The sequence below is a fragment of the Amycolatopsis sp. NPDC051061 genome, from assembly GCF_040682935.1.
Taxonomy (GTDB): Bacteria; Actinomycetota; Actinomycetes; order Mycobacteriales; family Pseudonocardiaceae; genus Amycolatopsis.
On sequence record NZ_JBFBBZ010000065.1, the window covers coordinates 22,264 to 46,419 of the forward strand.

A 24,156-nucleotide genomic window follows, 5' to 3' on the forward strand; every position below is an offset into this window, starting at 1 on the left:
TCTCCATCATAGAAGCGAAAACTCAGCCTTCGGCGGCGAGCTGACCACAAGCCGCGGCGATCTCCTGGCCGCGCGTATCGCGCACCGTGCACGCTACTCCGCCCGCGTTGACCAGCCGCACGAACTCCCGCTCCACCGGCTTCGGCGACGCGTCCCACTTCGAGCCCGGGGTGGGATTCAGCGGGATGACGTTGACGTGGACCAGCTGCCCCAGGTGCTTCCGCAGCCGCTTCGCCAGCAGCTCGGCTCGCCACGACTGGTCGTTGATGTCCCGGATCAGCGCGTACTCGATGGACACCCGCCGCCCGGAAGTGTCGGCGCAGTACCGAGCCGCCGACAGCACCTCGTCCACCGACCACCGCTCGTTCACCGGCACCAGCGTGTCGCGCAGCTCGTCGTCCGGCGTGTGCAGCGACACCGCGAGGCGGACCTGCATCTTTCTCGTCGGCCAGCTTCCGGATCGCCGGCGCCAGACCCACCGTCGACACCGTCACCGAACGCTGCCCGATCCCCAGCCCGCCCGGAGCGGGGTCCGTGATCCGACGGACAGCCTTCACAACTCGGACAAAGTTCGCTAAAGGTTCACCCATCCCTACTCTTTACAAACTTCACCGACTTCGCATCCGAGCAGGTCAGGAGACACGAAGCTGCTTCTGTGTCCTCCGTCACACCGACGGTCCTCTTCTGGGCAATGCCCTTTGACGAGGATCAAAGCGGTACGGGCTGGTCGGAGTGCGTGACCTGGGCGAGTACGCGGAGGCCTTGACGCGGTTACTGGAGCGGGGCCGGCGTGAGCGATGCGCGGCTGTGTTGTCGGAGGCCGAAGCGTACGCGGCGGCGGAGCTGCTTGGGCACTTCGCGCAGCTCAACCCGCTGGCCGCGGTGAGTCAGCTGGCCGCGTCGCTGGCCAGCCGCATCTACAGCCGCCTCGGAGCCTGAGCACCCGGCCACGAACGACACGGAGCGCGGGACCGGCAGAAAGGAAGTGTGGTCGACTCGGCCGGAGGAGTTCCCGAAGAGCGGCCGTCAGCGGCCGCCGAAGCTGAACAGCGGGCGCCGGCGGAGGAGATCGCGGTCAGCTCCACGGAGCGCCTCGTCGCCCACACTCGAGGCAAGACGCTGCTCGCGGGCCAGGACGCGGCCGCCCAACGGCTTTCGGCCGCCCAGGCTGCACTGTGGACAGCCGAGCAAACCGGCGACCACAACAGCATAGACACCGCCCGGGCCCAAGTTGCCGCAGCGCAGACCGACTTCACCCGAGTGACCGACGAGGCGATCAAGGAAATGCTCGGCATCTCCCAGACCGAAACGACCGGATAGCCGGCCTCGTTGCCCAGTTGCGCCGGACCTGGGCAGCGCTGGACACCGCAGACGGCACCACGCGCCGGTCGGAGCCGGAGTGCTGATGTCCGCCATGCCCTCGCCGACCGAGACGCCCAAGCCGGGCAACGCACCCCTGCGGTGACACAACCGTCCCGCTCGACCTTCGCCGGGACGGGACTCGCCAACACGCAAGGCAAGCAGGTGAGGGGCCAAACAGGTAACTGACCCGATGAACGGGGCGTCCCACTCCGGCCGCGACGCTGTGTTCACCGGCGCACGCCAACGTGTTCAACCGTGGCCTTGGTCAGCCTGCCACCGGGTTAAGACCCTTCAGGGGCGCGGTGCCCCAGCGTGTGCCGGACGTGCTGGGTGAACGAGAACCGGCCCGACTCGTCGCCGAACCCGCCGGCGAGCTCGAGCAGCTGCTGCCGCAGTGCGGGGTGCTCGTGCACCGGCACCGCTTCCCACATCGCGCGCTGTCCGTGCGACCAGGAGAACGCCACCAGGTGCTCAGCGTCGCGGAAGACCGCCTCGACCACTCGGTGCGCCGTGCGCACCTCGACCAGGCCGCCCTCGCGGAGCAACCTCTCAACGCCTTCGTCGGACGCGAACGGTCCGCGACTGCCGCTTGTCCGCGCGTCCAGCATCTCCGGCGGAAGGTACGGCGTGAAGACGGCGTCGACCTTTCGCCACCGCTCGTCCTGGGGCCCGAAGGTCGTCACGCCCATCCGGCCCCCGGCCACCAGCAGGTCCGCCCACGAGCGGACCGCGGCGGCGGGGTCGGGCAGGAAGAACAGCACCAGCGACGACCCGACGACGTCGAACGACGACAAGGGCAGGCCGGGCGCGGCGGCGTCGGCGACCCGCACCTCGACCTGCGGAACGTCGCGGAAGTCCTCCGCCGTGCGGCTCACCATCCGCGGCGCGAGATCGACGCCGAGCACCCGCCCCGTCGGCCCGGCGGCACCGGCCAGTGGAGCGAGCAGCGCCCCACGCCCGCAGCCGACGTCGAGCACCCGCTCACCCGGCTGCACAGCCAGTTCCTCGACCAGCCCCGCGGCGATCGGCCGGAACCACGGCACGCCGACATCGTCGTAGGTGTCGGCGGCCCGGTCGAACACGCCGGCGATCCCCTCGGGTGCAGCCATAGCGGTACCTTGCCACCACAACCGTCCCGAGGCCAGCGCCAGGACGGGTCCGCGCGATGGGACCGCGCTCACCGGCACCACGACGTTCTCCGCCGGGAACCGTCCCTTCCAGGGCCTGGCGTGGAGTTCCCGGAGCTGTCGGGCAGCGAGCTGGTGCGGTCGCTCGGCAAGGGCCCGCACCACCCCGGTCGTCGCGGCTCGGCGGACAACGCCGCGACTGTGCGACGCTGCTCGCCATCCTCGGACTGGATCCCGCCGACGGTCTCGCGGGGCCGCACGGCGAGCCTCGCCAGTCCTCGCCGGGCAGGCGCTCACCGAGGCGGTGGGCGGGGAGCCGCGCACGGGTGTCGTGCCGCCGGTCAGCCGGCCCAGGTCCAATCGCGGACTTCCGGCATGTCCTCGAAGTGTTCGCGGATGTAGCCGTGGTGGCGGGCGAGCATGGTGTCGCAGTGCTCCGCCAGCGCCGCCCCGCCTTCGGGCACCCGGCGCGACCTGCGCAGTGCATCGAGGACGAGGTGGTAGCGGCTCATCCGGTTGAGCACGACCATGTCGAACGGCGTCGTGGTGCTGCCCCGCTCGGTGTACCCGCGGACGTGGAAGCGGCCGGGGCCGGGGCGGCCGTGCAGCAGCTGGTGCACGGCCCGGGGATAACCGTGGAAGGCGAACACGACGTCGGCGGTGTCGGTGAACAGCCGCCGGAACTTGCGCTCGCTGAAGCAGTGCGGGTGGTCCCCCGGCGGGAGCAGACCCCGTGATCCGGCGGGTCGCCTCGATGCCGTCCATCCCTCGTTTTCGACGAACCCGTCAATGGTCTCGATCCCGACGGTGTGCACTGGATCCGTGGCCTGCTCCGGTCGCTGGCCGCGGAAGGCCGCACGGTGCCGATCTCCAGTCACCTGATCAGCGAACTGCAGCTGACGGCCGACCACGTCCTGATCCTCGGCCGAGGACGGCTGCTGTCGGACTCGCCCATGGCCGACCTGGTCTGCGCCGCGGCGGACACACCCCTCGCGTCGTTGCTCACCGCGCGCGGGGCCACTGTCACCGCCGAACCCGGCAACCGCCTCGCGGTCATCGCTCTCGCCCCCGGCGACACCGCCGCGATCGCTGCCGCACACGGCATTTCGCTGCTCGAACTGACCCTGCGCGCGCCCTCGCTCGAGGACGTCGTCCGGCGCATCACCGCCCCGGAACTGCAGTACCGCACCCAAGACCCCCGAGAGGACGCCCGATGAGCCCGTCCGGCCGCGGTCTGCTGGCCGCCGAGTGGACGAAACTCCGCTCGCTGCGCTCGACCTCGTTTGATCCTCGTCGTGGCAGCCGCCGCGACGCTCTCCCTCGCCGTGTTCCAAGCGCGCTCCGCCGTCCACGCCTGGGACACCTGGGGACCGCGGGCCCGCGCGGAATTCGATCCCGTGTTCGGCACCTTCACCGGTTTCCAGCTGGCCCAGTTCGCTTTCGGGCTGCTCGGTGTCCTCGCCGTCACCGCGGAATACGGCACGGGCACGATCCGCGCCACCTTCGCCGCCACCCCGCGACGCGGCCGGGTCATGGCCGCCAAACTGCTCGTCGTCGGCGGGACCGCGTTCGTGGCCGGGGAACTACTGGCATTCTTCACCTTCTTCGCCGGGCAGGCCGGCCTGGCCGGCAAGCACCTCGACGTCGGCCTCGGCGAGCCGAACGTCCTGCGCGCCGTACTGGGCCAAGGTTCTACGTCGGCACCGTCGCCCTGCTCGGCGCCGCGATCGGCCTGATCGTCCGGCACACCGCGGGCGCGGCCGCCCTCACGGCCGGGCTGCTGTTCCTCACCGTCACGGTCCTCGAGGGGATTTCCGACTCCGCCGCACTCACCCGCTGGGCACCCGGCGTCGCTTCGGAAGGACTCACCTGGACCACCTTCCACGACCCCGTCCCTGGCGTGGGACGCACTCGTGCAACTGCGCCGAATGAAGGTTTCCATGGTTCCCAAAAGTAAGCTGCCGACCTTGACGGTAAGTGTTGATAACGTGCTAGAAAATAACGGACAGAAATTGTACCGAGGTTCGACGAGGAGAACCATGAATTTGCACGCGCGAAAGGCAGCGGTAACACTTACCGCTGCCGCCGTAGCTCTGTGCTCCCTGTTTGTAACAGCAGGAACAGCCTCTGCCGCCACCAAGGTACCCTGCACTGGATCCGACCTTCTTGAGATTTGGTGGCATTCTCATTCCGGTGACGCAAGCGCCCATGAGTGCTTTGCCAATAGTGGGACCGTCACGGTACGCGCTTGGGTCGACAAGATCTCCACGGGTAATAATGATATCACCTACTTTGACTTCAATGGTAGCGTTGTTTCAATTTCACGCTGGAACATTGTCACCTTTCCGAACAATCCGCCGGATGTAGACGCCATCAACATTCATTAGCAGGCGGCATTGCGATGCTTAAGCGGCATTTGAAGACTATTTGATCGTGTCGGAAGTTGCCAGAAGTTAGGTGCGGCGGTCACGGGTTTTCAAGCTTGGTAGCTATCAAATTAAATCTCGGCAGCTTAAGGTATTCGAATCCGGCCGGGTTGCTACTCGTGACGCAAAGCGGCGGGGCGTCGGGCCTGCTGGCCCGACGCCCCGCCGTTGTCGTGTCCTGCGTGGAAGCTCAGTCGTTCTCGTCGCGGAAAATCGGCTTGATTTGGTCCGGATGGAACCGAACACCCTTCCCGGCGGGTGAGATCACCACAGCCGTAAGGGTTTCGGCAATAGCCGCTTGTTTCAATTCGATACTGAAGCTCGGCTTTTCCCATTGCTCGTCAAGGTTCGCGACCGCCGCGTCGCGGGCATCCTGCCGGACGGCGTACTTACGTTTCTCTCGTTTCAACGTGGCCTCCGTGGCTTCCATGCGCGCCAGGCTGGGAAAGTAGCTTTCCCCTGAGTAGGTGCCAGCCTCGTAGCGCATCGTCGATTCCCGCATTCGAGCTTTCAGGTCGGCGAGTTCCTTCTCTTTCGGCCACGGCGGTAGCTTTTCCAGCTTCCGCGATTGGATCTTTCGATGCTCGGCTAGCACCAAAGCCCTGATACAAGCGTCCACAGGCGCCGCGTCGCGCGAGACGCCGGAACAGCCGCCTTGCCCTTTCGATGGGCACCGGTAGATCTCAACCAATTCTCCCGAACGCTGGTCGCGCCTACTGGAACCCACCATTCGGGCAGTGCACTTGCCGCATCTAACGAACGGCGACAGCAAATGATTAGTCCGATATCCGCGCCCCTTCCCGCCGACGCGGGACTGTTCTTGCGTCTGTGCTGGCTTCCACGCACGCATCACGGCTGCGTACTGATCGTCGGTAAGGATCGGCTCCCATTGACCCCGAACCGGCTTTTCGTCTTCACCTCGGAGAACCGTGTTGCGATAGGTCACCATTCCGCAAATGCGCGGGCGGGTGAACATATTTCGAACCGTCGCCGCCCGCCACTCGACCCCGGTAACAGTCGGTATTTGCGCTTATTCCATTCCTGCGCCAACGTCAACGGACTTAAACCCGCAATGATGCGCGGAACTGCCGCCAAGATGTGCTTCGATTCTCGCTTGTTTACTTTGATTCGATCTTTTCGCCAGCCGAACGGCCGCAGTGGGCCGCCATGGTTTTTTCCCTCATGCGCGGCTCGGCGCTTACCTTTGGTGACGCGCCGCGAAGTATTGCGAGACTCCGAGTTTCGCTGACCGACCAGACGTCGCGCTGAGTCGATTCCGTCATCGGTCGTGAGGTTGATGTTCCCGGTCATGCTCACGACGTAAATGCCGCACAACTCAACCGCGTCAATGAGGTCTTCCAAGATGCGTGGATCACGGGTTGCCCGGTCGATGTCGGCGCAAGCAAGAGCGTTGCACTCATCCCGGCGTAAAGCGGTGAGAATCGACTCCCAATCCGGGCGGACCACGCGATAGCCGTAGGTGCCGTCAGGCAGCAGCACGCGCCGCCGCTTGAACGACGACACGTTGGGCTCGGGAACCTCACGCTCGACCCGGCCGCCAATCGTCTTGACGAACTTCCGCAGGTCGCTGAGCTGGTAGTCGACCTGTCCCTCACCCCGGGGCATCCTGCCCCGGCACAACCCTGGATTCACGGGCCTGGAGGATCCAAACTAGCTGGTCAGGGGCATGCTCAATCAGCGTCCGGCCCCGCTCACGGAGTGGCTGTGAAGGTCCCATGACAGCCAGTGTGCACTAGAAGAGTCGTAGCTACGGCGACGAAGTACCGCAGCTCGCGGGTCTCCACGGTGTCCATGCCACAGCATAGCTCGCTGTGATACTCCTCAGGTATCACAGCTCACCGGATCGGTGTTGGCCCCCTCGTCGGGCCGCGAGTGAAGATCGACGGCATGAGCACTGACGAACCCGCTGTTCCCCTGACCGGCGGCACCTGGTCCCTGGGCGAGCTGACCGTCACCCGGTTCGGCTACGGCGCCATGCAGCTGGCCGGCCCCGGGGTCATGGGCCCGCCCGCCGACCGCGAGGGCGCGATCGCCGTCCTGCGCAAGGCCGTCGACCTCGGCATCACCCACATCGACACCTCCGGCGCGTACGGCCCGCGCGTCACCAACGAGCTGATCCGCGAAGCGCTGCACCCCTACTCCGAGTCGGTGCGCATCGTGACCAAGGTCGGCGCGCGCCGCGACGAGCAGGGTGGCTGGCCCCCGGCCCGGCGGCCCGCGGATCTGCGCCTCGCTGTCCACGAGAACCTGGAAACCCTCGGCCTCGAGCGGCTCGATCTGGTCAACCTCCGGCTCGGCGACGCACGGGGACCCCAGGCCGGCTCACTCGCCGAGGCGTTCGGCACCTTGGCCGAGCTCCAGCAGCAGGGCCGGATCCGGCACCTCGGCGTTTCCAACGCCACCCTGGACCAGGTCGCCGAAGCCCAGGCGATCGCGCCGATAGTGTGCGTGCAGAACATGTACAACCTCGCCCACCGGCATGACGATCGGCTGTGATCGACGAGCTCGCCGGAAAGGGGATCGCCTACGTGCCCTTCTTCCCGCTCGGTGGGTTCAGCCCGCTGCAGTCCTCGACGCTGTCGGCTGTCGCCTCGCGGCTCAACACGACACCGATGTCGGTCGCACTGGCCTGGCTGCTGCAACGATCGTCGAACATCCTGCTCATTCCCGGCACCTCGTCGGTGGCGCACCTGACCGAGAACGTCGTCGGCGCGGGAATTCAGCTCTCCGGCAACGACCTGGCCGAGCTGGACCAGGTCAGCCCCGGGCACGGCGTTACTGGCCAGCCTGCCACCTCCGCACGCGCAGTCTCTCCGACGGCGAGCAGTGTCAAGCCACGCGCCTGAACCTCGGCCGGCCTGCCGACAGGCCCCCGCGTCGGCAAGGTCCGACCTCGATCCACGGCGGCCACGATCGCTGCCGCCACGTGCTCGCCGCGTTCCTACCCGCTCGCAACTCCTCCTTCGCCCGGCGCATCACGTGGTCGAGCATTTCCTGTTGCACGTCCACGATGTCCAGGCGCCGCGTCCAGATCGGACAGCCCCAGGAAGGGCAGCTCCAGATCCAACAGGCGACGCTGTGAATGCGGATACGGTGCGCGGTCGCTGAACCACCGTGCACCCGTAGCGACGGCGGCAGCTCCGGTGGCGGCGGCGAGGGCGGTCTTGCGCGAGGGACGGCTGACGGGCGGCGTCGGTCTTCTCTGCCCGGTGACGCGCGACAGGGCGCGGACGGAACGGATACGAGGCGGCCGGTCAGCCGCGCGGGAACGGGGTGCGCAGGACGCGCGCGGCGAGCACGGCGCAGACCAGCGCGATCGGGATCTCGACGAAGACCGCCATGACGATCGCAGTGGCCAGGTCCGGGCCGGGCGCCGCCGAGGTGACGTCGAACCAGGCGTCCACGAGCAGCAGCACCGCGGTGCCGACCGCGGTCAGCACGCACCGGTCGTCCCGCCGCAGCAGGAACCGGCCGGTGGCGAACAGCGCCAGCGCCTCGCAGCTGTCCAGGCCGACCCAGGCGAGCGACCAGTGCGCGTCTCGCGCACTGGCCGGCAGGGTGGCCGAGAGGTAGCACACCCACGGGATCATCGCGAGCCCGGCCAGCACGAAGGCGGCACCGAGCGCACTCGGCCGGCGTCTGCCGGGGCGGGCGTCCGCACGCCCGGGCCCCGGCCGGGGCCCGGGCTCGGACCCGAACCGGCCGAGGACGGGGTCGCGGTCGAGGCGGCCCGTGACAGCGAACATGGCGGTCGTCCCCTCTCCGCCCAGCGTCGGCGTCTGGTGGTGCGCCGGGCACGATCACCACTCTGGCCACCGCGGCCCGGCGAATCAGTAGCGTGGCTTTCCGTTCCGGGGGTGGTGCCAGGTACAGGCCGAAGCGGGCACCAGCGCCATGGAGCGCCGGTCACGTGGTCGAATACCGTCGGGGCCATGCACACCGTCCTTGCGCCGATCGGCCGCTTCCTGCTGGCGCCCTGGCGCGGGCGGGCGTGGCGCGACCTGTGGTTCGTGATCCTCTCCTCGGCGCTGAGCCTGCTGCCGCTGGGTCTGATCGGGGTGCCGTGGGCGTTCTTCGCCCCCAGCTACCTGCCGTCGATCCTCGCCTGCGCCTTCCTCCCGCCGCTGGCGGCGGTGCTGCTAGGCCCGCAGCTCACGACGCTGCGCCGGTACGCGTACTACGAGATCCGGGGCGCCCAGATCCCCCGGGCCCCGCACACGGCCCGGGACGCGGCGTCCGCGGACGCGCCGTTCCTCCAGCGGATGCGCGCGCGGCTGCGCCACCCGCGCACCTGGCGGCAGGGCTGCTACCACCTGATCGCGGGACCGGCGGCCAACCTGGTCGGCGTGATCGCGGGCACCACGTGGGTCTCCGGGCTCATCTTCTTCGGCTGGCTGGGCGCGGCGATCGTCTTGGGCCCGAACTGGAATTGGCTGCCGATGGCGACGTCCCTGGCGCTTTGGTGGGCGCTCGTGTGCCTGGTCGTGGTCTACCTCTCACCCTGGCTGGTCATGGCCTCGGTGCGCTGGGATCTGAAGTTCGCCACCGACCTGCTCGGCCCCAGCCGGGCGGAGCGGCTGGCCCGCCGGGTGACCGACCTGACCGAGAGCCGGGCCGCGGTGGTGGACGCCGCCGACGCCGAGCGCCGCCGGATCGAGCGCGACCTGCACGACGGCGCCCAGCAGCGGCTGGTGTCCCTGGCGATGAACCTGGGCCTGGCCCGGGCGACCCTGAAGGACCTGCCCGAGGACGCCCGGACCGCGCTGGCCGAGGCGCACGAGGAGGCCAAGGAGGCCCTGGGCGAGCTGCGCAACCTCGTCCGCGGCCTGCACCCGGTGGTCCTTGAGGACCGCGGCCTGGACGCGGCGCTCTCCGGCATCGCGGCCCGCTCCCCGGTGCCGGTGCGGTTGGCGGTGGACGTGCCCCGGCGGGTCCCGCCGACGGTCGAGGCGGTGGCGTACTTCATGGTCTCGGAGGCCCTGGCCAACGTGGCCAAGCACGCCCAGGCGTCCGCAGCCCGGGTGGACGTGTGGCTGGACGGCGCCCGGCTGCGGCTGTCCGTCGCGGACGACGGGATCGGCGGCGCCGACGCCGCCCGCGGCTCCGGGCTGACCGGCCTGGCGCAGCGCGCGGCCTCGGTGGACGGCGGGTTCGAGATAGTCAGCCCGGTCGGCGGGCCGACCACGGTAGTGGTGGAGCTGCCGTGCGAACTGTGATCGCCGAGGACTCGGTGCTGCTGCGCGCCGGGCTGATCAAGCTGCTGGAGACCACCGGCTTCGAGGTGGCCGCCGCGGTGGACGACGCCGCCGGGCTGCTGGCCGCGGTGGAGCGGCACCGCCCGGAACTGGTGATCGCGGACGTGCGGATGCCGCCGACCTTCACCGACGAGGGGATCCGCGCCGCCCTGGTGGTGCGGCTGCAGTGGCCCGAGGTGGCGATCATGGTGCTGTCCCAGTACGTCGAGGAGCGCTACGCCGCCGACCTGCTCTCCACGAGCACCACCGGCGTCGGCTACCTGCTCAAGGACCGGGTCGCGGACGTCGGCGTCTTCCTGGAGTCGCTGCGCCGGGTGGCCGCGGGCGGCACCGCGCTGGACCCCGAGGTGGTGGCGCAGCTGCTGGTGCGGCGGCAGAACACCCCGTTGGACCGGCTCACCGGGCGGGAGCGGGAGGTGCTCGGGCTGATGGCCGAGGGGCGGTCCAACGCCGGGATCGCGGAGAAGCTCGTGGTCAGCGAGAGCGCCGTGGCCAAGCACATCAACAGCATCTTCACCAAGCTCGACCTGCCCGCCTCGGAGGGCAATCACCGGCGAGTCCTGGCCGTGCTGCGATTCCTGGAGCGCGCGTCGCCGACCGGGTGAAGCGTGGGCGGGGGTCACGCAGGTCGCCAAGCACTACGGGGTCCGATCGGTGACCTGCCCACCCCGGCGCGGGAACCGCAGAGGCGTGGCGGAGAACGCAAACCACTCGGCTGCGCAGCACTGGTGGCGCACGACGGCCGGCGCCGGGTCCGCGACAGCGAGCGCACCACGGTCGGTGAGCCGCCGCAGCCGAGCGGCTGCACCCGGCTCCGCTGGTCGCGTTCCCGGCCGAGTCCGACCTCGCCCGCACCGTCAGCCCGCAGGCCCTGGTCACCTTCCGCGGCACACCTACTCGGTCCCGCCCGGCCTGCCGTTCACGTTCGTTCTGGACACCATTGCCGCCCGTTTGACGGCCGAGTGGCTACGAGCACCGGCCCCTTCAACCTGAACCGCACCTGCTCATCACCCGCCTCACCGCGCACGAGCAAACCCGATGAGCCGGCACGGCCTCAGCGCCCCGTTCCGGCAGCACGGGATCACCGCGCGGCAGTTGCGCACCGACCACATCCTCGACGAGGCCCACCACACCGCCGACCCTGGCCAGCTCATCCGCGTGTTCGGACTCGGCGTCACCAAGGCCGTGAGCTACATCCGCCCAGCCCACCCCGGCCGCTTCGCCACGGACCCCACCAGCGCTTGACACGACGCTGCCGACTCACCAGAACGCGACCGGGAGCGAACTCAGCGTCTGGCGACAGCGTGGTGCCGTTATCGGCTAGCGACGGGTGACCGTCGGCCCCGCGGGGTAGTCGAGGCCGGTGGACAACAGGTCGAACGCCTGCCTGGTCAGCTCTGACTCCGGCGCTTGATCTCCGGCCGCCCGCCAAGCGACGACTGCCGTCTGCACCGCGCAAAGCGCTACCGAGGCCACCAGGTACGGCCGGGGATCCGCCGCCGGGTCGACCCCCATCCGGGCGCCGATCAGACGCGCCACCTCGTCGAACCGGGCGGTCGCCCGCTCGATACGCGCGGCCGTCAGCGCCGGGTTGGCCGAGATCAAGCCCTGCAGGCCGTTGAAGCGCGCGTCGGTCTCGTACGTCCGGACGACTTCGACCGCGGCCGTCCGCATCGCGGTCAGCACCGGCAGACCGGCCGGTTGCGCGGCGAACGCCTCGAGCACCGCCGTGATCTGGTCGTCCGCGAGGGCCAGCGCGACGTCCTCCTTCGAAGTGAAGTACCGGAAGAACGTTCGCGACGAGACTTCAACCGATTCGGCGATCTGGTCGATCGTCGTGGCCTCGAAGCCGTGGACGCAGAACAGCGCTTGGGCCGCGTCGATCAGCGCCTCCCGTGTCCGCTGCTTCTTCCGTTCCCGCAGGCCGAGCTTCTCCATACCGTCCAGCTTACGACCATCACGTCATCGCCAGCCTTTTGTCATTTGACGACAGTTGTCATAGCATGACAGAATTCCGACATGCCCAAGCCTCCCCCGCCGACGTCTCGCTACTGGACACTGCAGCGACAGCTGGTGCGGCTCAACACGTTCCTGTTCCGCAAAACGGGCGGCAAGGTGGGCGGGTCGTTCTTCGGCGGCGCCCCCGTGCTGCTGCTCCACCATGTCGGCCGCAAGTCCGGCGAGGCCCGGATCAGCCCCCTGATCTACCTCGACGACTCGCCGCAGCTGGTCGTCGTCGCATCGAAAGGCGGCGTGGACGCACATCCGGCGTGGTTCCACAACGTGATGGCGATGGCGACCACGGAGGTGGAGCTGCCCGGCGGCGAACGGCGGCGAGTCCGCCCGCGGGTCGCCGAGGGCACGGAGCGGGTCGATTTGTGGAAGCGAGCGGTAGCGATCTACCAGCCTTACGCGGCCTATGCGACCTACACCGCACGGAAGATTCCTGTGGTCGTGCTCGAACCCGCCGGTGAACAGTTCGGGCCGGAGCGGCCATCCTCGCGTTTCCACGGCCGGCCCGAGTCCAAGCGCTATCCGGATGCCCACCACTGGTGAACGTGACGCCCTGAATGCCGTCACACCGGCTGGCTCTCCGCCCGCTTTCCTCATGCCGACGAGCGTTGCGACACGAGGTCGCACGGGGTGAGTGAGTTCGTCGATTGGAGGTTCGGTCCAGTGCCGGAGACGTAGCTCCTGGTCAGTGTTCGTGACCGGTCCCCGCCTTGAGGTGCGTGGCCAGTAATGGCTGGGTGCGAAGCTCAGGGAAAAGCCCAAGGGTTCCCGCTCAGTCCGGGGACCACAGGTGAGGGGAAGGCCGGAAGGGTGAACGCCAGTGAACCCTCGCTGATGCCTCGTTACGGCAAACTCCCGGGTCGGGTTGCAGTGCCGGAGAAGATAAGAGGCCAGCCGCTGAAAGTCGGCAGACGACGGCCGAGGACGCTCCTACGGCCGTGGGAACACCGTCGCCTCCGGGGTACAGAGGACATCCGACCCGGCCGCATCTCACGCGTGCAGAACGTGGAAACCCCGTCCAGGTCCGCGAAACCTCCGAGGTGTCGCGGTAAGCCGACCGCAAGGAGAGCCCAATCCCCGGGCGGGAACAGGACGCCCAAGAAGCGAACGCCGGCGGCCGAAAGGCAGCAGGAAAACGGACGCGATGTGACCGGCCCTCCACCGGTTGCCTTCCGCATAACTGGCCGGATACCGGGCCTGGTGCCCGGCTGCGAAAGCAGGCTGACACGTGGCGGGTGAGCCCGTGACGACGAAGCACCGTACCCGCCGGAACCGAAGGGCAAGTTAGACACCCATGGCGGTGAACGGACCTGAGGACGACATCCTCACCTGGGACGCCATTGACTGGCGGCTCCACGAGGACAACGTACGGCGGCTACGGGGCAGGATCTTCACGGCGACGAAGGATGGGACTGGCCCAAGGTCAGGAACCTGCATTCCTGAATCGCCCCCAGGGCTTGCTTGAGCCGTGTGCATCGACGAGATGCACGCACGGTTCTGAGGGGGGCGGGGCGCAGCAATGCGTCCCGCCTACCCGGCGATGTTCGGCGCACCGTCAGCCGGGTTCGTAACCACCGCACGGTGGCGGCTTCAGGTCGATGCCGTCGATGCGGTTGCACGCTTCGTCCGAGCGCGCTGGCTCGTCCACGTGGTGCGCCGTTGACATTGGCAGACTGATCGCATGACAGATCTGACTGCCGAACTCGTGGTCGAGGGCCGCGTCCCGCAGACCCCGGCTCTCGCTCCGAACGGGCATCTGCTCTGCTACGTCCTCGCCCCCACCAGCCGCACCGGTGACCACCTCGACACCGCACTCTGGCTCGCCGACATCAAAGGCGACGGTGCGTGGCGGCGGCCGACGGCCGACACCGCGACGGAGTCCCGGCCTCGCTGGTCCGCGGACTCGCGCACGCTGTACTTCCTGTCCGACCGCGCCGAGCGTGGCACTCCGCAACTGCGCCGGCTCACCCCCGCCGACGGCGTGGTGATCGTGTTGACCGGCTGGCGCGCTGGCATCGTCGACCACCTGCCGCTCGCCGATCCCGACCTGGTCGCGCTGCTCGCCAACGACGAGCCCACCGAACAGGACACCCGCCGCGCCCGGGACCGTGACGACGCCATTGTCGTCGGCGAACGCGAACCGCGTGCCCGGTTGCGCCTGCTCGACCTGCGCACCGGCCAGGTCACCACCCCGAGCGTGTTCGATGGCCGGCACGTCGTGGAACTGCGGCAACGACCCGACGGTGGCCCGCTCGCCGTGCTCACGCAGGCCAGCGCCGACAAGGACTACGGCCCCCGCACCGGCCAGCTGCACCTGTTCGACCCCGCCACAGGGACTGCGGAAGACTTCGGACCGGTCGAGGTCGACGCACAATCCCTGGCCTGGTGGCCGGCTGAAGACGGTTGGCACCTCGGCTACGTCGCCCTCACCCCACCGGTTCTTCACGCCGGCACCGCCGTGTTTGACCTGGCTATGAGCAGCCGCGTCCGACGCAACCGCACCGCCGACCTGCCGATGTGTCCCACCGAACTGTGTCAGACCGACGCCGCCCCTCTGGTGGTGTTCGCCGACGGTCTGAACACGACCCTGGCCCAGCTCGACCCCGACGGCCCCACGCCACTGTCGCAGCACCCCGGCCACCTCGACGCCCTCACCACCACTCCCGACGGCACGGCGATCGCGGCATTGACCGGCACCCGTTACGAACCCACGAATGTTCACGTCGGGCCACCAACCGGGCCGCTGCGCAAGATCACGGACACCCGCCCCGAACTGGACGGCATCGCGTTCGGCACTCAGCGACCGCTGGCCTATCGAGCCGCCGACGGCCTCGATCTGGACGGTCTGCTCGTGCTGCCCGTCGGGAAATCCGCCTCGGACGGTCCGTTCCCGCTCGTCACAGTCGTGCACGGAGGCCCCGACGACCGGTACGCCGATCGCCTCCAATTGTTCTCGTTCCCCAGCGCACGGGCACAATGGCTGGCCACCGCCGGATACGCGGTGTTCCTGCCCAACCCGCGCGGCGGCCAGGGCCACGGTCACGAGTTCGCGGCCAGCGTCGCAGGCAGAGTTGGCCGGGAGGAGTGGTCCGACGTCCTGACCGGCATCGACCTGCTCATCGCCGAGGGCATCGCCGACCCCGATCGGCTGGGCATCGCCGGTGGGAGCCACGGCGGGTTCATGGCCGCCTGGGCGATCGGGCAGACGAACCGGTTTCGCGCCGCGCTGGTCGACGCGGGTATCGTCGACTGGGGGATGCTCGCTGCGACCGGGGAGTACGGCCAGCTCGACGGCGCGCTTAGCGGCAGTATCGGGTGGGAGGGGATCGGCCCACACCCGCATGACGCGGTCAGCCCGGTCTCCTTTGCCAGCCGGGTCCGCACCCCGGTGCTCATCCTGCACGGCGCCGAGGACACCAACGTCCCGCTCGGCCAAGCCGTGTACTTTCACCGGGCATTGCGCTACTTCGGTGCCGAGCACGAATTCGTGATCTACCCCAGGGAGGGCCACTCGATCCGAGAACGCAACCACCAACTCGACGTCCTGCGTCGCACCCGTGCCTGGTTCGACCGCTGGCTCAGGCCCTGAGCGGGAACAATTCCGGGAATTTTCAGTCTTGTATCAAGCGCCAGCGAGACTCAATTAGACTCTGCTGAACGTTCGGTCGTGCCGGGTAGAGGTTGCCCGCAAGCCTCGAGGCGTTCGATGACCGACCTCGCGCTCGACCGGTTCAAACAAGGGGCCCGACGACGCGGTCGAACACGGGCCCGAACTCCTCGACGTCGCCCAGTTCGACATACTCGCTGGCCGGCTCGTCGATGCCCGGATGAATGATGATCACGTCAGCCCAGCCGGCGCACCGGGCGGCCACCATCACGGCCGCCCGGTCCAGGTCAAGGTTGCTGAGGTCGATACGGCGTTCCACGCCGCCCACAGTAACGATGCCCAGCGCACCCTTCTCCACAAATCGGCGCCCACAGCCGGTGATCAGGATTGCGAACATCCGCTGTGGAATCCGGGACACGGGCTGACTACGGCGGCGACACCTTGGTTGAGTGAGGTGCGCGTGCCGTGGCCAGGACACGGCGCAACCCGTCAAAGGTCGCCAGCATTCGTTGTGCCTCATCTTGCATCGACCGCATCGCAGCGTCATTGCCGGCCTCGATGGTGAGGGCTTCCTGCCACAGCGCTTGCTCGGCCAGACGCCACCCCGGTTTGTCGACGACCTCAACATCCACGAAGCCGGCGCGCGGCAATTGCCGGCCCAGATCCAGCTGCCGCAGTCGCGGCGACAATCGCTCGTCGTCCGCGTCGAGGGCTTCCCAGCACGTGACGATCACACGTCCGCCGGGGCGAAGAATGCGACGACACTCCTGCAACGCGTCCGGCAGCGGCTCGGCGAACTGGAGGGAATCAACGACAAGCACCGCGTCGGCCGACGCCGCGCTCAGCCCCGTGGCGGTCAGCTCACCCACCCGGAAGTCAGCTCGATCCGCCAGCCTCAACACCCGCGCCCGGCGCCGGGCGTGCTCGATCGCGACCGCGGAAAAGTCGACCCCGACAACCCGGCAGCCACTGCGCCGCGCGATCTCCAGCCCGTACCCGCCACGACCGCACGCCAGATCCACCAGAACCCGCCCAGCACGCAGGTCAAGCACCGTCACGACCTCATCGAGCCCGGCTCCGCCCAGCAGACTGGTGGACTGCTGATCCGGCGGAAGCCCCAGCACCCGCCGCACCAGCTCATCGGCCACCGGCGACTCGATCCGATCCGCGTACCAGCTGTCGAACTCCCCAGCACTCCTCGCCACCCTTCGACCATCTCACATCCCTCCACGCTCTGGTGGGTGCACGAACTTGCCGTAGTCCGGGCACCGTCGCCGTCGTCCGTCCGGGACGCTCAGTCCCACGGCCGATCGGGTGCGAGACTGCCGGAGTGGACATCGGAGAAGCTGGCGCACGGTTGGTGAGTCGATTCGGTCCCGAAGCCGAGGGATGGCTCGACGAGGTTCCGGCCCTCGCCACGCGGCTGGCCTCCCGGTGGGGCCTCGTGCTCGGTGAATTGTTCACGAGTGGAGCGTCCTCGGTCGTCATGCGATGTCTATGGCCGAACGGAACGCCGGCGGTGCTCAAGCTCAGTCCGGATCGGACACTGCTGGGCAGGCAGGTGGAGATGCTGCGCGTGTTCGCATCCTCGGGCCGGGTGCCGGCGGTGTTGTCCGCGGACGTCGAGGCGGGCGCGATGGTGCTGGAGGAGGTCCGGCCCGGTACCGAGGCCGGCGAGCTTCCGCAGACGTCGTTGCCGCCGCGGTGGGGAGAGTTGCTTGCCGCGCTGCACGCGGTGGCCCCGCCCGCGCGCTGGCCGTGGGATCTGCGCGGCCGGTGTGACGAAGCCTTCGCCCGGGTCGGCCGGCGGCTGGCCGATCCGGCCATCGGCGCCCGAATCGGCCAGGCCGCGTGGCGGCGGGCGATTCAACGCTGCGAGGCGCTGCTGGACACTCAGGCCCGGCTCGCGGTATTGATGGCGTCGGCGCCAGTGTGACCAGGCCCAGGTCGCGAGGCGGTCGAACGGGGTGGTGATCAGGTGTGCCAGGAGACGCTTGACCTCGCCCAGTGTGATGGGGATGAGGCCGCTACCAGGGCTTGTGGGGCGATCGCGGCGGTGACGGCCAGATAGGTGTGGGCGAGCATGGCCAGGGTGACGTGCCGGTACCAGGCGTCGTAGCGGCGAACCTGGTACTGGTCGAGGCCGACGTCGGTCTTCGCGGTCTGGAAACAATCCTCGATCGCCCACCGCGCACCGGCTACCCGGATCACATCCTTATCGGTCGTTCCCGTTGGGGCACAACACAAGTAGTAAGCGATCTCGAAGGTGCCCTTGCTGTTGCGGGTCAGTGAACGGCGGGCCAGCAACCAACGCCCCCAGCCGGGCGGGGTGGTGTCGGAATAGGCAGGCAGCTCGGCGACGGCCCAGTCGAACATCCGTGGTCCTTTGGCGCCGTCGCCGCAGCTGCGGCGTTTCCACGCGTCATCGGGGGCGTGGGTGACGAGCGCGTCGGCACGGGACGTGCCGGCCACCGCGGGAATGGTCTGGTTGCTGGGCACGGCCACGACATAGCCGATCCGCCGGTCTTCCAGCCAGCGACGGAATTTTGAGTCGCCGCCGTAGGCTTCGTCGGCGGTGACCCAGGTGGCGGGGACGCGGCGTCCAGGGCGCGGGCGAGCATCTGTTGAGCGAGCACGGGCTTGGTCGCGAACTCGATCTCGTCGGGAACGGCCGCCTCGCGGCAGCGTTCCCGATCGGCGGTCCAGGATTTCGGCACGTACAGCTCGCGGTCGATCAAGGTGCGGCCTTTGCTGGTCGCGTAGGCACAAAACACGCCGAGCTGACAGTTCTCGATGCGTCCGGCGGTGCCGGAATACTGGCGTTGCACCCCAGCGGATTTGGTGCCTTTCTTAAGGAATCCGGTCTCGTCCACGATCAGCACACCGTCACGCTCACCCAGGTGCCTGACCGCGTAGTCGCGGACGTCGTCACGGACACCGTCGGCGTCCCAGGCTGCGGCGTTGAGCAGGCGTTGCATCCCGTCCGGGGTGATGTCACCGGCGGCCTCGGCCAGCGTCCAGCCGTTCTTGCCGGCCAGCGGCGCCAGCAGGCCACGCACGTAGGCACGGGCCCTGCGTCGAGGTTCCGCCCGATGGAACCGTCCCGCGACCTGCGCAAACAGGTCATCCAACCCCGACACCCAGGCAGCCAGGTCATCATCACTCAGCACAAGATCGACACACTGCACCGTCAGTATCACGAAGTGCCGCTGGAGTACTAGTACCGCAACGGCAGTCAGACGAGTGGTTGCCGCGGAGTTCGTAGCGACTGAGACGGGATTGCTGGTGTCGTCGGCGGCGGAAGCATGACCAGGCCCAGACGTGCCAGGCGGCGTCGGCGACACGCAGGTCCGGCCCTCAGCGCGGGTGACGGCATTCGGGACAAGTTTGAAAACTGATCGTCGGCATCCCGGCCCACGCCCGGACCAGCCCCTGCAAGCAACCGGACGGCGGGCTCGACGGCCTCGTCACCAGCGACCGCCGGATCACCTGACTCGCAAGGAAGATCAGGCGCGTCATCGGGCATCACGTCGAGACCCGCGCTCATGCCGAATTGAGCGTGTGCACGTTGGCAGATCGACATACTCTGCTCGTGTGATCGAGATCGGCTCGCGGGCACGCACACTGCCGGCACCTCCGTCTGTCGTCCGGGACTCACTCGTGGAGCCTCGTCGGCCAGGAGCCCGTCCGTGGCTCCACTTGCTGGCCGACGAAGTCGATCCCAGAGTCCTGGCCGCAGAGAAGCCCAGCCAGGTGGTGTGGTCATCACTGTGGCCAAGCCGGCCCGATGATCAGGTGCATTTCGTGCTGACGGCCTCGCGCGACGGCGGGACCTTGCTGAGATTTACCTTGCTCACGCCCGACGAAGCACCCGACCAGAGCAAGACCGGACACCTCCGGCGAAGGCTCAACCAGCTGCTGTTCGCCGATCTTCGTTACTCCTACGGCCAGTGAGCGGTGACAACTGCCCGAACGTCCTCTTCTGCCGCTGACCGGTCGTCCACCGGGACGCGCTCACGCCGATGAGCGGTCGATGCACTCCGAGGCAGGAGACGGCCTTCAGGGAGACCAGCGCCATCGGTCCAGGTCGGGCCAGAGGGCAGGCAGGGCAGCGGCGAGCTGGCCACCGAAGGCGACGGTTCCTTCGTGGGAGGCGTAAGCGACCCAGGTGAGCGTGTCGTCGCTCCACACACCTTCAGCACCGGTGTACCGAGGCGCGACCAAGTCCACATCGATGAGGTACTCCTCGCCGTATTCGCGCAACTCGGTCACGCGACCACCGCCTGCCGCCCGCAGCGCCGTACGCACGTGCGTGACGGCTTCCGGGACGTCCCACATGACCGCGTCGACCAATATCAGCACCTCCGGCGGGGCCTCGGCAGCGATCATCGGATGCCACGATCGTTCGACCAGCCCCCAGCACCCCTGTAGTTGCTGCTGCCGGGCGACCGATTCAGCCGATGTGAGCACACGCCGGTACGGCAGTGGCTGTACTTGCAGATCGCCTCGGCCGGCCAACTCCCTCACGACCGAGGAGAACAGCCGCCGTTCCTCGGCCATCACCGTCGCGGCCACCTCGTTGCGCTCCGGCTCGGTGAACGGGGACTGGACAGTGGCTGCAGCCTCGACAAGCCAGGCCAGCAGGCTGGACTGCTCGGGAAGCCGATCCGGATCGAGCCGCTCGACTTGCGCCAGGATCGCCGCGACCACGTTGTAGCGCGGGAAAATCCGATAGGCCTCGGGGCGGTAGCCGAACCCGGCGCGTCCCTGGTCAGGGAGCGCGGCGTATTGGTCGACCAGCTCGTCGTAGCGATCCATCAGGTACCGACGGGCCGCCACGTGCAGCGTCACTGAGTCCACAACCGCAGACTTCCACATGACCAGCCGCCCATCGACCGCGGTGCCCGGACATGCCGATGAGCGAATGATCGAAACTGGCTTTCCGGGTAGTTGAGCCCGATTTCTATACTTTGCTCGCCACCACCATGTAGTTCTCGGCCTCAGGGTTGAACGTGCTCATTTCCGTCCGAAGACCGACCCGGCGCAACTCGACTTCGAGTTCGTCGTATCGGTAGGGCCAGCACGACAGCAGTTCAGAGCGGACAAGAACCGACCCAGCCGCATCAACTTGCGCGACTGCAATCTCGATGTGGTGCTCCTCCTCCCAAAGCGGTGCAATCTCCCAGCGGTAGACCACGACGGCATCGCGACCGTTCCGGCGGACGAGTCGGTCACTGATGTTCAGTCGGGAACCTCTGGCCCTCACGAGTTCCCACGTACGGGAGGTGAGCACCAAGCGCCCGCCACGGCGCAGAAGCCGTGACATCGACTCCAGAGCAGCAACCCTGCCTCTCGCGCCCACGGCATGGTGCAGCGAGTTGCCAACGCAGAACACCATGTCGAAGGTGACGTCATCGAAATGGTCGGACAACTCTTCCCAGTCCGCCCGCACTGTCCGGACAGATGCCCCGAACTCCTCAGACAGCTTCGCAGTCCGACGAACCATCGCTTCGCTGGCGTCAGTTGCGACAACCTGGATGCCAAGACCGGCCAGGCCAACCGCTAACTGACCGGTTCCGCACGAGCAATCGAGGACGTGAGCGTTGGACGGCAGGAGGCTGAGGACGTCATCGAACGACGCAGCGAACTCGGCCGGAGCCAGCTTCGCATCGGAGATGAGCCACTCGTACACCTCGGTAAGCGCGTCATAACCCGTCACAACTACTACCTCCGTCACGTGGCCCACTCACGGTGGCACATCAGTACATCAGCGGAGCAAGTCGGTTCACCAATAGTTTTCGCCGGGGCAACCCGTCCGCTCATGCCGCTGGTCGGGCACTCCGACCAGCACCAGATGCCGGCTCGTCGTGGGTCCTCGACGAACTGCCCCCCTACCGCCCTCAGCCGGAAGCGTCGGCACTCCGGAAACCGCTGGCAGAACCCGAACCTCCCCGGCACGATGGCATCCATGCACCACCCCGATGACGCCCCCACGCTGGCGGAATTGATCCCGCGCTACGTCACGCCGGGACGGCGTTACCTTCGACTCGGCGGAGGACTGTTGCGGACCCAGGTCACCGACCGCGCTGCGTTCCTGCGGGAACTCGCCGAGGCCGCCCGGCAAATCACCGACACAGAACTCGAGGTGCTACTGGATGACGGTGGATGGCGCGAACGCTGGACCGCCGCGTGGTTCATCGCCGTCACCGACCGGAACCAGTTTCGCGACAAGCTCGGCTCCCTTCTCCTCGCCAGCGAAGGCCCCAGGGCCGGCAGGGCGTACTGCATGGCTCTGACCTGCCTTGGCACCGACGCCGACGCGACCCACCTCATCGCCTACCTCGACAGATACCTGCTCCGGCCGGACCTCAACTACGACCAGCCCGAGGCCCTGGGTGCACTCTTGTGCCTCGACGAGGCACTCGGCACCGGCCACGCCACACGCTTCGTCGAACCGGACGGTCTCTGGTGGCAATTCCGGCGCCGCGCTACCCCGCAGGGCCTGGATACCGTCACCGCAAGGCGCACAGTGGTCCATCAGCAGATGTGCGCACTCGCAAGGGAAAGCGCACGATCCGGATCATTAGACGATCGTCACGACCACCACTGACCAAGACTACTGCCAGACGGCCACAGCTGAACTGACAATCCAACGTCCGCTATTGCCGATGAGCGAACAAGTCGCGGTGACGGCAAGTCAAACCAGGAAGGGGTACACCTTGATCTTCTCGGGTGCGAGATAGAGCTCGACCCATGAGCCGGCCATGCCGTCAGGCAGGGCATCGATATGGCCGAGATCGATCACCGCGTCAGCCAGCTCCAAGTGCGTCAACGCCGGCTCCGACGCGGTTCCGACAACCCCCAGCCGGCCGCGGAAGAAGACTCCGCGCTCCGCCTGAGACAGGCACGGTTCCTCGATCTCGACCTGTGCGCAATTGATTCCCCACCGAAACTCGTCGTCCAGTTCCCACTCGACATGGTGCACCCCTGGTGCTGCCTCGGGACCTCCGCACCATCGGGCTGCTACCGTCCCGACCGAGGTTCGCACCTCGACCAGCGCGGTGTCACCCGGAGACCGGGTGAGCCTCTCCACATGAACCAACATCGAACCATCATGTCGCACGGAGCCGCTCTCCCCGAACGCACTGTCATGCCGCTGAGCGAGCGTTGTCGGGCTGCCAACTACACATCCCACGTCACAAGGGCCTACCCCTCGGCGGCGAGCTGCCCGCAAGCAGCGGCGATGTCTTGGCCCCGAGTGTCCCGGACCGTGCACGCGACACCGCCCGCGTTGACCAGTCGCACGAACTCCCGCTCAACCGACTTCGGCGACGCATCCCACTTCGAACCCGGCGTCGGGTTCAGCGGAATCACGTTCACATGCACCAACTGACCCAAGTGCTTCCGCAGCCGCTTCGCCAACAGCTCCGCCCGCCACGGCTGGTCATTGATGTCCCGGATCAGCGCGTACTCGATCGACACCCGGCGGCCCGAGGTGTCCGCGTAGTACCGCGCGGCCGACAGCACCTCGTCGATCGACCACCGGTTGTTCACCGGCACCAGCGTGTCGCGCAGCTCGTCGTCCGGCGTGTGCAGCGACACCGCGAGGCGCACCTGCATGTTCTCGTCCGCCAGCTTCCGAATCGCCGGCGCCAAACCTACCGTCGACACCGTCACCGACCGCTGCGAAATACCAAGCCCGGCAGGAGTCGTATCAACGATTCGATATATCGCCGATATAACGCGACGAAAATTCGCGAGTGGTTCACCCATGCCTACCCTTTTACAAAGCACTGAGACTGATGTTCACGCAGGTCAGAGCGCTGCACACTCGCGTGTGTTCCTCGTCACTCTGACGCGCGTCGACTTTGTCCAGCTTGACCACTCCCGAAGCGGCGGACTCCAGGGGCCGCTTCCGGGGTCGTCGCATTGCGGCCATGTGCAGTTGTTCCAGCGTGTCTGTCTTACAGACCGATAAGCGTTATCAACGTGATGGTCCTAGGGCAAGTGCCTGCCCGTCCGCATCGCCGCACTGCGCCACCTCGCCGACATGGTGATCGTCAATATCACGTAACGGCGGTGGCTCACGCGATCACCAACAACTCCACTGGATCGCCTACTTTGGCGGCTGGCGCGTTTCACCGAGGACGAAGAGATCCGGACCGCCGCATCCGCGCTGCTCGATTGCTCACCAACCAGCCGAACCCGTCCTACCGGCCCGCCTTAGGTAGCCGATGAGCGGACGTTTCTTGGCGCGCCTCCTGCTTTCCGGACAGTGGACCTAATAAGGTCCAGTCTGGAATGGAGGATGATCAATGCCGGAACGGCGTCGAAAGTTTTCTCCC

Annotated in this window: 24 protein-coding genes and 4 pseudogenes; 14 read left to right on the forward strand and 14 right to left on the reverse strand. The window is 67.7% G+C overall.

Annotated features, from left to right (window positions below; all coding sequences use genetic code 11):
• Positions 1–22: 22 nt before the first annotated feature.
• Positions 23–596: pseudogene (locus AB0N03_RS46400) on the reverse strand (radical SAM protein); the annotation flags it as partial.
• A gap of 214 nt (positions 597–810) precedes the next feature.
• Here AB0N03_RS46400 and AB0N03_RS46405 point away from each other — a divergent pair.
• Together AB0N03_RS46405 and AB0N03_RS46410 are read left to right on the forward strand one after the other, a co-directional pair.
• On the forward strand, positions 811–939 hold the full coding sequence (locus AB0N03_RS46405) for a hypothetical protein (RefSeq protein ID WP_364386850.1): 129 nt from the start codon (positions 811–813) through the stop codon (positions 937–939).
• A gap of 48 nt (positions 940–987) precedes the next feature.
• Positions 988–1,320 carry a hypothetical protein gene (locus AB0N03_RS46410; RefSeq protein WP_364386852.1) on the forward strand — a complete coding sequence of 111 codons (333 nt, stop codon included), beginning with the start codon at positions 988–990 and terminating at the stop codon, positions 1,318–1,320.
• Between the two features lie 323 nt (positions 1,321–1,643).
• Here the strand turns inward: AB0N03_RS46410 and AB0N03_RS46415 are convergent, their stop codons facing one another.
• Together AB0N03_RS46415 and AB0N03_RS46420 are read right to left on the reverse strand one after the other, a co-directional pair.
• Positions 1,644–2,471, reverse strand: coding sequence for a methyltransferase domain-containing protein (locus AB0N03_RS46415; protein WP_364386853.1), 828 nt, complete (start codon positions 2,469–2,471; stop codon positions 1,644–1,646).
• 359 nt (positions 2,472–2,830) lie between these two features.
• Positions 2,831–3,304, reverse strand: coding sequence for a hypothetical protein (locus tag AB0N03_RS46420; protein ID WP_364386855.1), 474 nt, complete (start codon positions 3,302–3,304; stop codon positions 2,831–2,833).
• On the opposite strand from AB0N03_RS46420, the gene AB0N03_RS46425 reads away from it, so the two are divergent.
• The 3 genes from AB0N03_RS46425 to AB0N03_RS46435 all read left to right on the forward strand — a co-directional run bounded on the left by AB0N03_RS46425 (position 3,299) and on the right by AB0N03_RS46435 (position 4,876).
• On the forward strand, positions 3,299–3,706 hold the full coding sequence (locus AB0N03_RS46425; RefSeq protein ID WP_364386857.1) for a hypothetical protein: 408 nt from the start codon (positions 3,299–3,301) through the stop codon (positions 3,704–3,706). The genes AB0N03_RS46420 and AB0N03_RS46425 overlap by 6 nt on opposite strands.
• Positions 3,707–3,784: 78 nt before the next feature.
• Positions 3,785–4,225, forward strand: coding sequence for a hypothetical protein (locus AB0N03_RS46430; RefSeq protein WP_364386859.1), 441 nt, complete (start codon positions 3,785–3,787; stop codon positions 4,223–4,225).
• Positions 4,226–4,528: 303 nt separating this feature from the next.
• Complete coding sequence (locus AB0N03_RS46435; protein WP_364386861.1) at positions 4,529–4,876, forward strand: beta/gamma crystallin domain-containing protein; 348 nt, start codon at positions 4,529–4,531, stop codon at positions 4,874–4,876.
• Positions 4,877–5,105: 229 nt separating this feature from the next.
• Here AB0N03_RS46435 and AB0N03_RS46440 read toward each other — a convergent pair whose 3' ends face one another.
• Both AB0N03_RS46440 and AB0N03_RS46445 read right to left on the reverse strand, forming a co-directional pair.
• Positions 5,106–5,891, reverse strand: a complete 786-nt coding sequence (locus tag AB0N03_RS46440) for a zinc ribbon domain-containing protein (protein WP_364386863.1) — start codon at positions 5,889–5,891, stop codon at positions 5,106–5,108.
• On the reverse strand, positions 5,858–6,541 hold the full coding sequence (locus AB0N03_RS46445; RefSeq protein ID WP_364386867.1) for a recombinase family protein: 684 nt from the start codon (positions 6,539–6,541) through the stop codon (positions 5,858–5,860). Before AB0N03_RS46445 ends, AB0N03_RS46440 begins: the two co-directional genes overlap by 34 nt.
• Positions 6,542–6,823: 282 nt before the next feature.
• Here AB0N03_RS46445 and AB0N03_RS46450 point away from each other — a divergent pair.
• Positions 6,824–7,698 (forward strand): annotated as a pseudogene (locus tag AB0N03_RS46450) (aldo/keto reductase family oxidoreductase); the annotation flags it as partial.
• A 492-nt stretch (positions 7,699–8,190) separates the two neighbouring features.
• Here the strand turns inward: AB0N03_RS46450 and AB0N03_RS46455 are convergent.
• Positions 8,191–8,682 carry a hypothetical protein gene (locus AB0N03_RS46455; protein WP_364386869.1) on the reverse strand — a complete coding sequence of 164 codons (492 nt, stop codon included), beginning with the start codon at positions 8,680–8,682 and terminating at the stop codon, positions 8,191–8,193.
• Between the two features lie 186 nt (positions 8,683–8,868).
• Here AB0N03_RS46455 and AB0N03_RS46460 point away from each other — a divergent pair, with 186 nt between their 5' ends.
• The 3 genes from AB0N03_RS46460 to AB0N03_RS46470 all read left to right on the forward strand — a co-directional run bounded on the left by AB0N03_RS46460 (position 8,869) and on the right by AB0N03_RS46470 (position 11,436).
• A complete protein-coding gene (locus AB0N03_RS46460) occupies positions 8,869–10,152 on the forward strand; it encodes a sensor histidine kinase (protein ID WP_364386871.1) in 1,284 nt (427 codons plus the stop codon).
• On the forward strand, positions 10,140–10,796 hold the full coding sequence (locus AB0N03_RS46465; protein WP_364386873.1) for a response regulator transcription factor: 657 nt from the start codon (positions 10,140–10,142) through the stop codon (positions 10,794–10,796). The genes AB0N03_RS46460 and AB0N03_RS46465 overlap by 13 nt, the downstream gene beginning before the upstream one ends.
• 433 nt (positions 10,797–11,229) lie before the next feature.
• Positions 11,230–11,436, forward strand: a complete 207-nt coding sequence (locus tag AB0N03_RS46470) for a hypothetical protein (RefSeq protein WP_364386875.1) — start codon at positions 11,230–11,232, stop codon at positions 11,434–11,436.
• A 75-nt stretch (positions 11,437–11,511) separates the two neighbouring features.
• Here the strand turns inward: AB0N03_RS46470 and AB0N03_RS46475 are convergent, their stop codons facing one another.
• Entirely contained in the window at positions 11,512–12,129 is a 618-nt protein-coding gene (locus tag AB0N03_RS46475; RefSeq protein WP_364386877.1) for a TetR family transcriptional regulator, read from the reverse strand.
• Positions 12,130–12,264: 135 nt separating this feature from the next.
• Between AB0N03_RS46475 and AB0N03_RS46480 the strand changes: the two genes are divergently transcribed.
• Together AB0N03_RS46480 and AB0N03_RS46485 are read left to right on the forward strand one after the other, a co-directional pair.
• Positions 12,265–12,747: a nitroreductase/quinone reductase family protein gene (locus tag AB0N03_RS46480; RefSeq protein WP_364386879.1), complete on the forward strand. Its 483-nt coding sequence runs from the start codon at positions 12,265–12,267 to the stop codon at positions 12,745–12,747.
• A 1,138-nt stretch (positions 12,748–13,885) separates the two neighbouring features.
• Positions 13,886–15,793 (forward strand): prolyl oligopeptidase family serine peptidase, encoded by a 1,908-nt coding sequence (locus AB0N03_RS46485; RefSeq protein ID WP_364386881.1) that lies wholly within the window; start codon positions 13,886–13,888, stop codon positions 15,791–15,793.
• A gap of 142 nt (positions 15,794–15,935) precedes the next feature.
• Here AB0N03_RS46485 and AB0N03_RS46490 read toward each other — a convergent pair whose 3' ends face one another.
• Together AB0N03_RS46490 and AB0N03_RS46495 are read right to left on the reverse strand one after the other, a co-directional pair.
• A complete protein-coding gene (locus tag AB0N03_RS46490; RefSeq protein WP_364386883.1) occupies positions 15,936–16,208 on the reverse strand; it encodes a hypothetical protein in 273 nt (90 codons plus the stop codon).
• Positions 16,209–16,236: 28 nt separating this feature from the next.
• Positions 16,237–16,959 carry a class I SAM-dependent methyltransferase gene (locus tag AB0N03_RS46495; protein WP_364386885.1) on the reverse strand — a complete coding sequence of 241 codons (723 nt, stop codon included), beginning with the start codon at positions 16,957–16,959 and terminating at the stop codon, positions 16,237–16,239.
• A gap of 182 nt (positions 16,960–17,141) precedes the next feature.
• Between AB0N03_RS46495 and AB0N03_RS46500 the strand changes: the two genes are divergently transcribed.
• Positions 17,142–17,747, forward strand: coding sequence for a phosphotransferase (locus tag AB0N03_RS46500; RefSeq protein ID WP_364386887.1), 606 nt, complete (start codon positions 17,142–17,144; stop codon positions 17,745–17,747).
• Positions 17,748–17,785: 38 nt separating this feature from the next.
• On the opposite strand, the pseudogene AB0N03_RS46505 reads toward AB0N03_RS46500, so the two are convergent.
• A pseudogene (locus AB0N03_RS46505) lies at positions 17,786–18,981 on the reverse strand (IS701 family transposase).
• 529 nt (positions 18,982–19,510) lie between these two features.
• Between AB0N03_RS46505 and AB0N03_RS46510 the strand changes: the two are divergent.
• Complete coding sequence (locus tag AB0N03_RS46510) at positions 19,511–19,765, forward strand: hypothetical protein (protein WP_364386889.1); 255 nt, start codon at positions 19,511–19,513, stop codon at positions 19,763–19,765.
• A 105-nt stretch (positions 19,766–19,870) separates the two neighbouring features.
• Here AB0N03_RS46510 and AB0N03_RS46515 read toward each other — a convergent pair whose 3' ends face one another.
• Both AB0N03_RS46515 and AB0N03_RS46520 read right to left on the reverse strand, forming a co-directional pair.
• A complete protein-coding gene (locus AB0N03_RS46515; RefSeq protein ID WP_364386891.1) occupies positions 19,871–20,662 on the reverse strand; it encodes a hypothetical protein in 792 nt (263 codons plus the stop codon).
• A gap of 112 nt (positions 20,663–20,774) precedes the next feature.
• Positions 20,775–21,530: a class I SAM-dependent methyltransferase gene (locus tag AB0N03_RS46520; RefSeq protein ID WP_364386893.1), complete on the reverse strand. Its 756-nt coding sequence runs from the start codon at positions 21,528–21,530 to the stop codon at positions 20,775–20,777.
• Between the two features lie 249 nt (positions 21,531–21,779).
• Between AB0N03_RS46520 and AB0N03_RS46525 the strand changes: the two genes are divergently transcribed.
• Complete coding sequence (locus AB0N03_RS46525) at positions 21,780–22,421, forward strand: DUF6000 family protein (RefSeq protein ID WP_364386895.1); 642 nt, start codon at positions 21,780–21,782, stop codon at positions 22,419–22,421.
• A gap of 87 nt (positions 22,422–22,508) precedes the next feature.
• On the opposite strand, the gene AB0N03_RS46530 is transcribed toward AB0N03_RS46525, so the two are convergent.
• Both AB0N03_RS46530 and rlmN read right to left on the reverse strand, forming a co-directional pair.
• A complete protein-coding gene (locus tag AB0N03_RS46530; RefSeq protein WP_364386897.1) occupies positions 22,509–22,796 on the reverse strand; it encodes a hypothetical protein in 288 nt (95 codons plus the stop codon).
• Between the two features lie 221 nt (positions 22,797–23,017).
• Positions 23,018–23,590 (reverse strand): annotated as a pseudogene (gene rlmN / locus AB0N03_RS46535) (23S rRNA (adenine(2503)-C(2))-methyltransferase RlmN); the annotation flags it as partial.
• Between the last annotated feature and the right edge of the window lie 566 nt (positions 23,591–24,156).

Coding starts and splice junctions, on each gene's coding strand:
- AB0N03_RS46470 (WP_364386875.1), top strand. CDS start 11,230: ATGAGCCGGCACGGCCTCAGCGCCCCGTTCCGGCAGCACGGGATCACC.
- AB0N03_RS46460 (WP_364386871.1), top strand. CDS start 8,869: ATGCACACCGTCCTTGCGCCGATCGGCCGCTTCCTGCTGGCGCCCTGG.
- AB0N03_RS46490 (WP_364386883.1), bottom strand. CDS start 16,208: ATGTTCGCAATCCTGATCACCGGCTGTGGGCGCCGATTTGTGGAGAAG.
- AB0N03_RS46440 (WP_364386863.1), bottom strand. CDS start 5,891: ATGTTCACCCGCCCGCGCATTTGCGGAATGGTGACCTATCGCAACACG.
- AB0N03_RS46435 (WP_364386861.1), top strand. CDS start 4,529: ATGAATTTGCACGCGCGAAAGGCAGCGGTAACACTTACCGCTGCCGCC.
- AB0N03_RS46445 (WP_364386867.1), bottom strand. CDS start 6,541: ATGCCCCGGGGTGAGGGACAGGTCGACTACCAGCTCAGCGACCTGCGG.
- AB0N03_RS46455 (WP_364386869.1), bottom strand. CDS start 8,682: ATGTTCGCTGTCACGGGCCGCCTCGACCGCGACCCCGTCCTCGGCCGG.
- AB0N03_RS46485 (WP_364386881.1), top strand. CDS start 13,886: ATGACAGATCTGACTGCCGAACTCGTGGTCGAGGGCCGCGTCCCGCAG.
- AB0N03_RS46475 (WP_364386877.1), bottom strand. CDS start 12,129: ATGGAGAAGCTCGGCCTGCGGGAACGGAAGAAGCAGCGGACACGGGAG.
- AB0N03_RS46525 (WP_364386895.1), top strand. CDS start 21,780: ATGCACCACCCCGATGACGCCCCCACGCTGGCGGAATTGATCCCGCGC.
- AB0N03_RS46415 (WP_364386853.1), bottom strand. CDS start 2,471: ATGGCTGCACCCGAGGGGATCGCCGGCGTGTTCGACCGGGCCGCCGAC.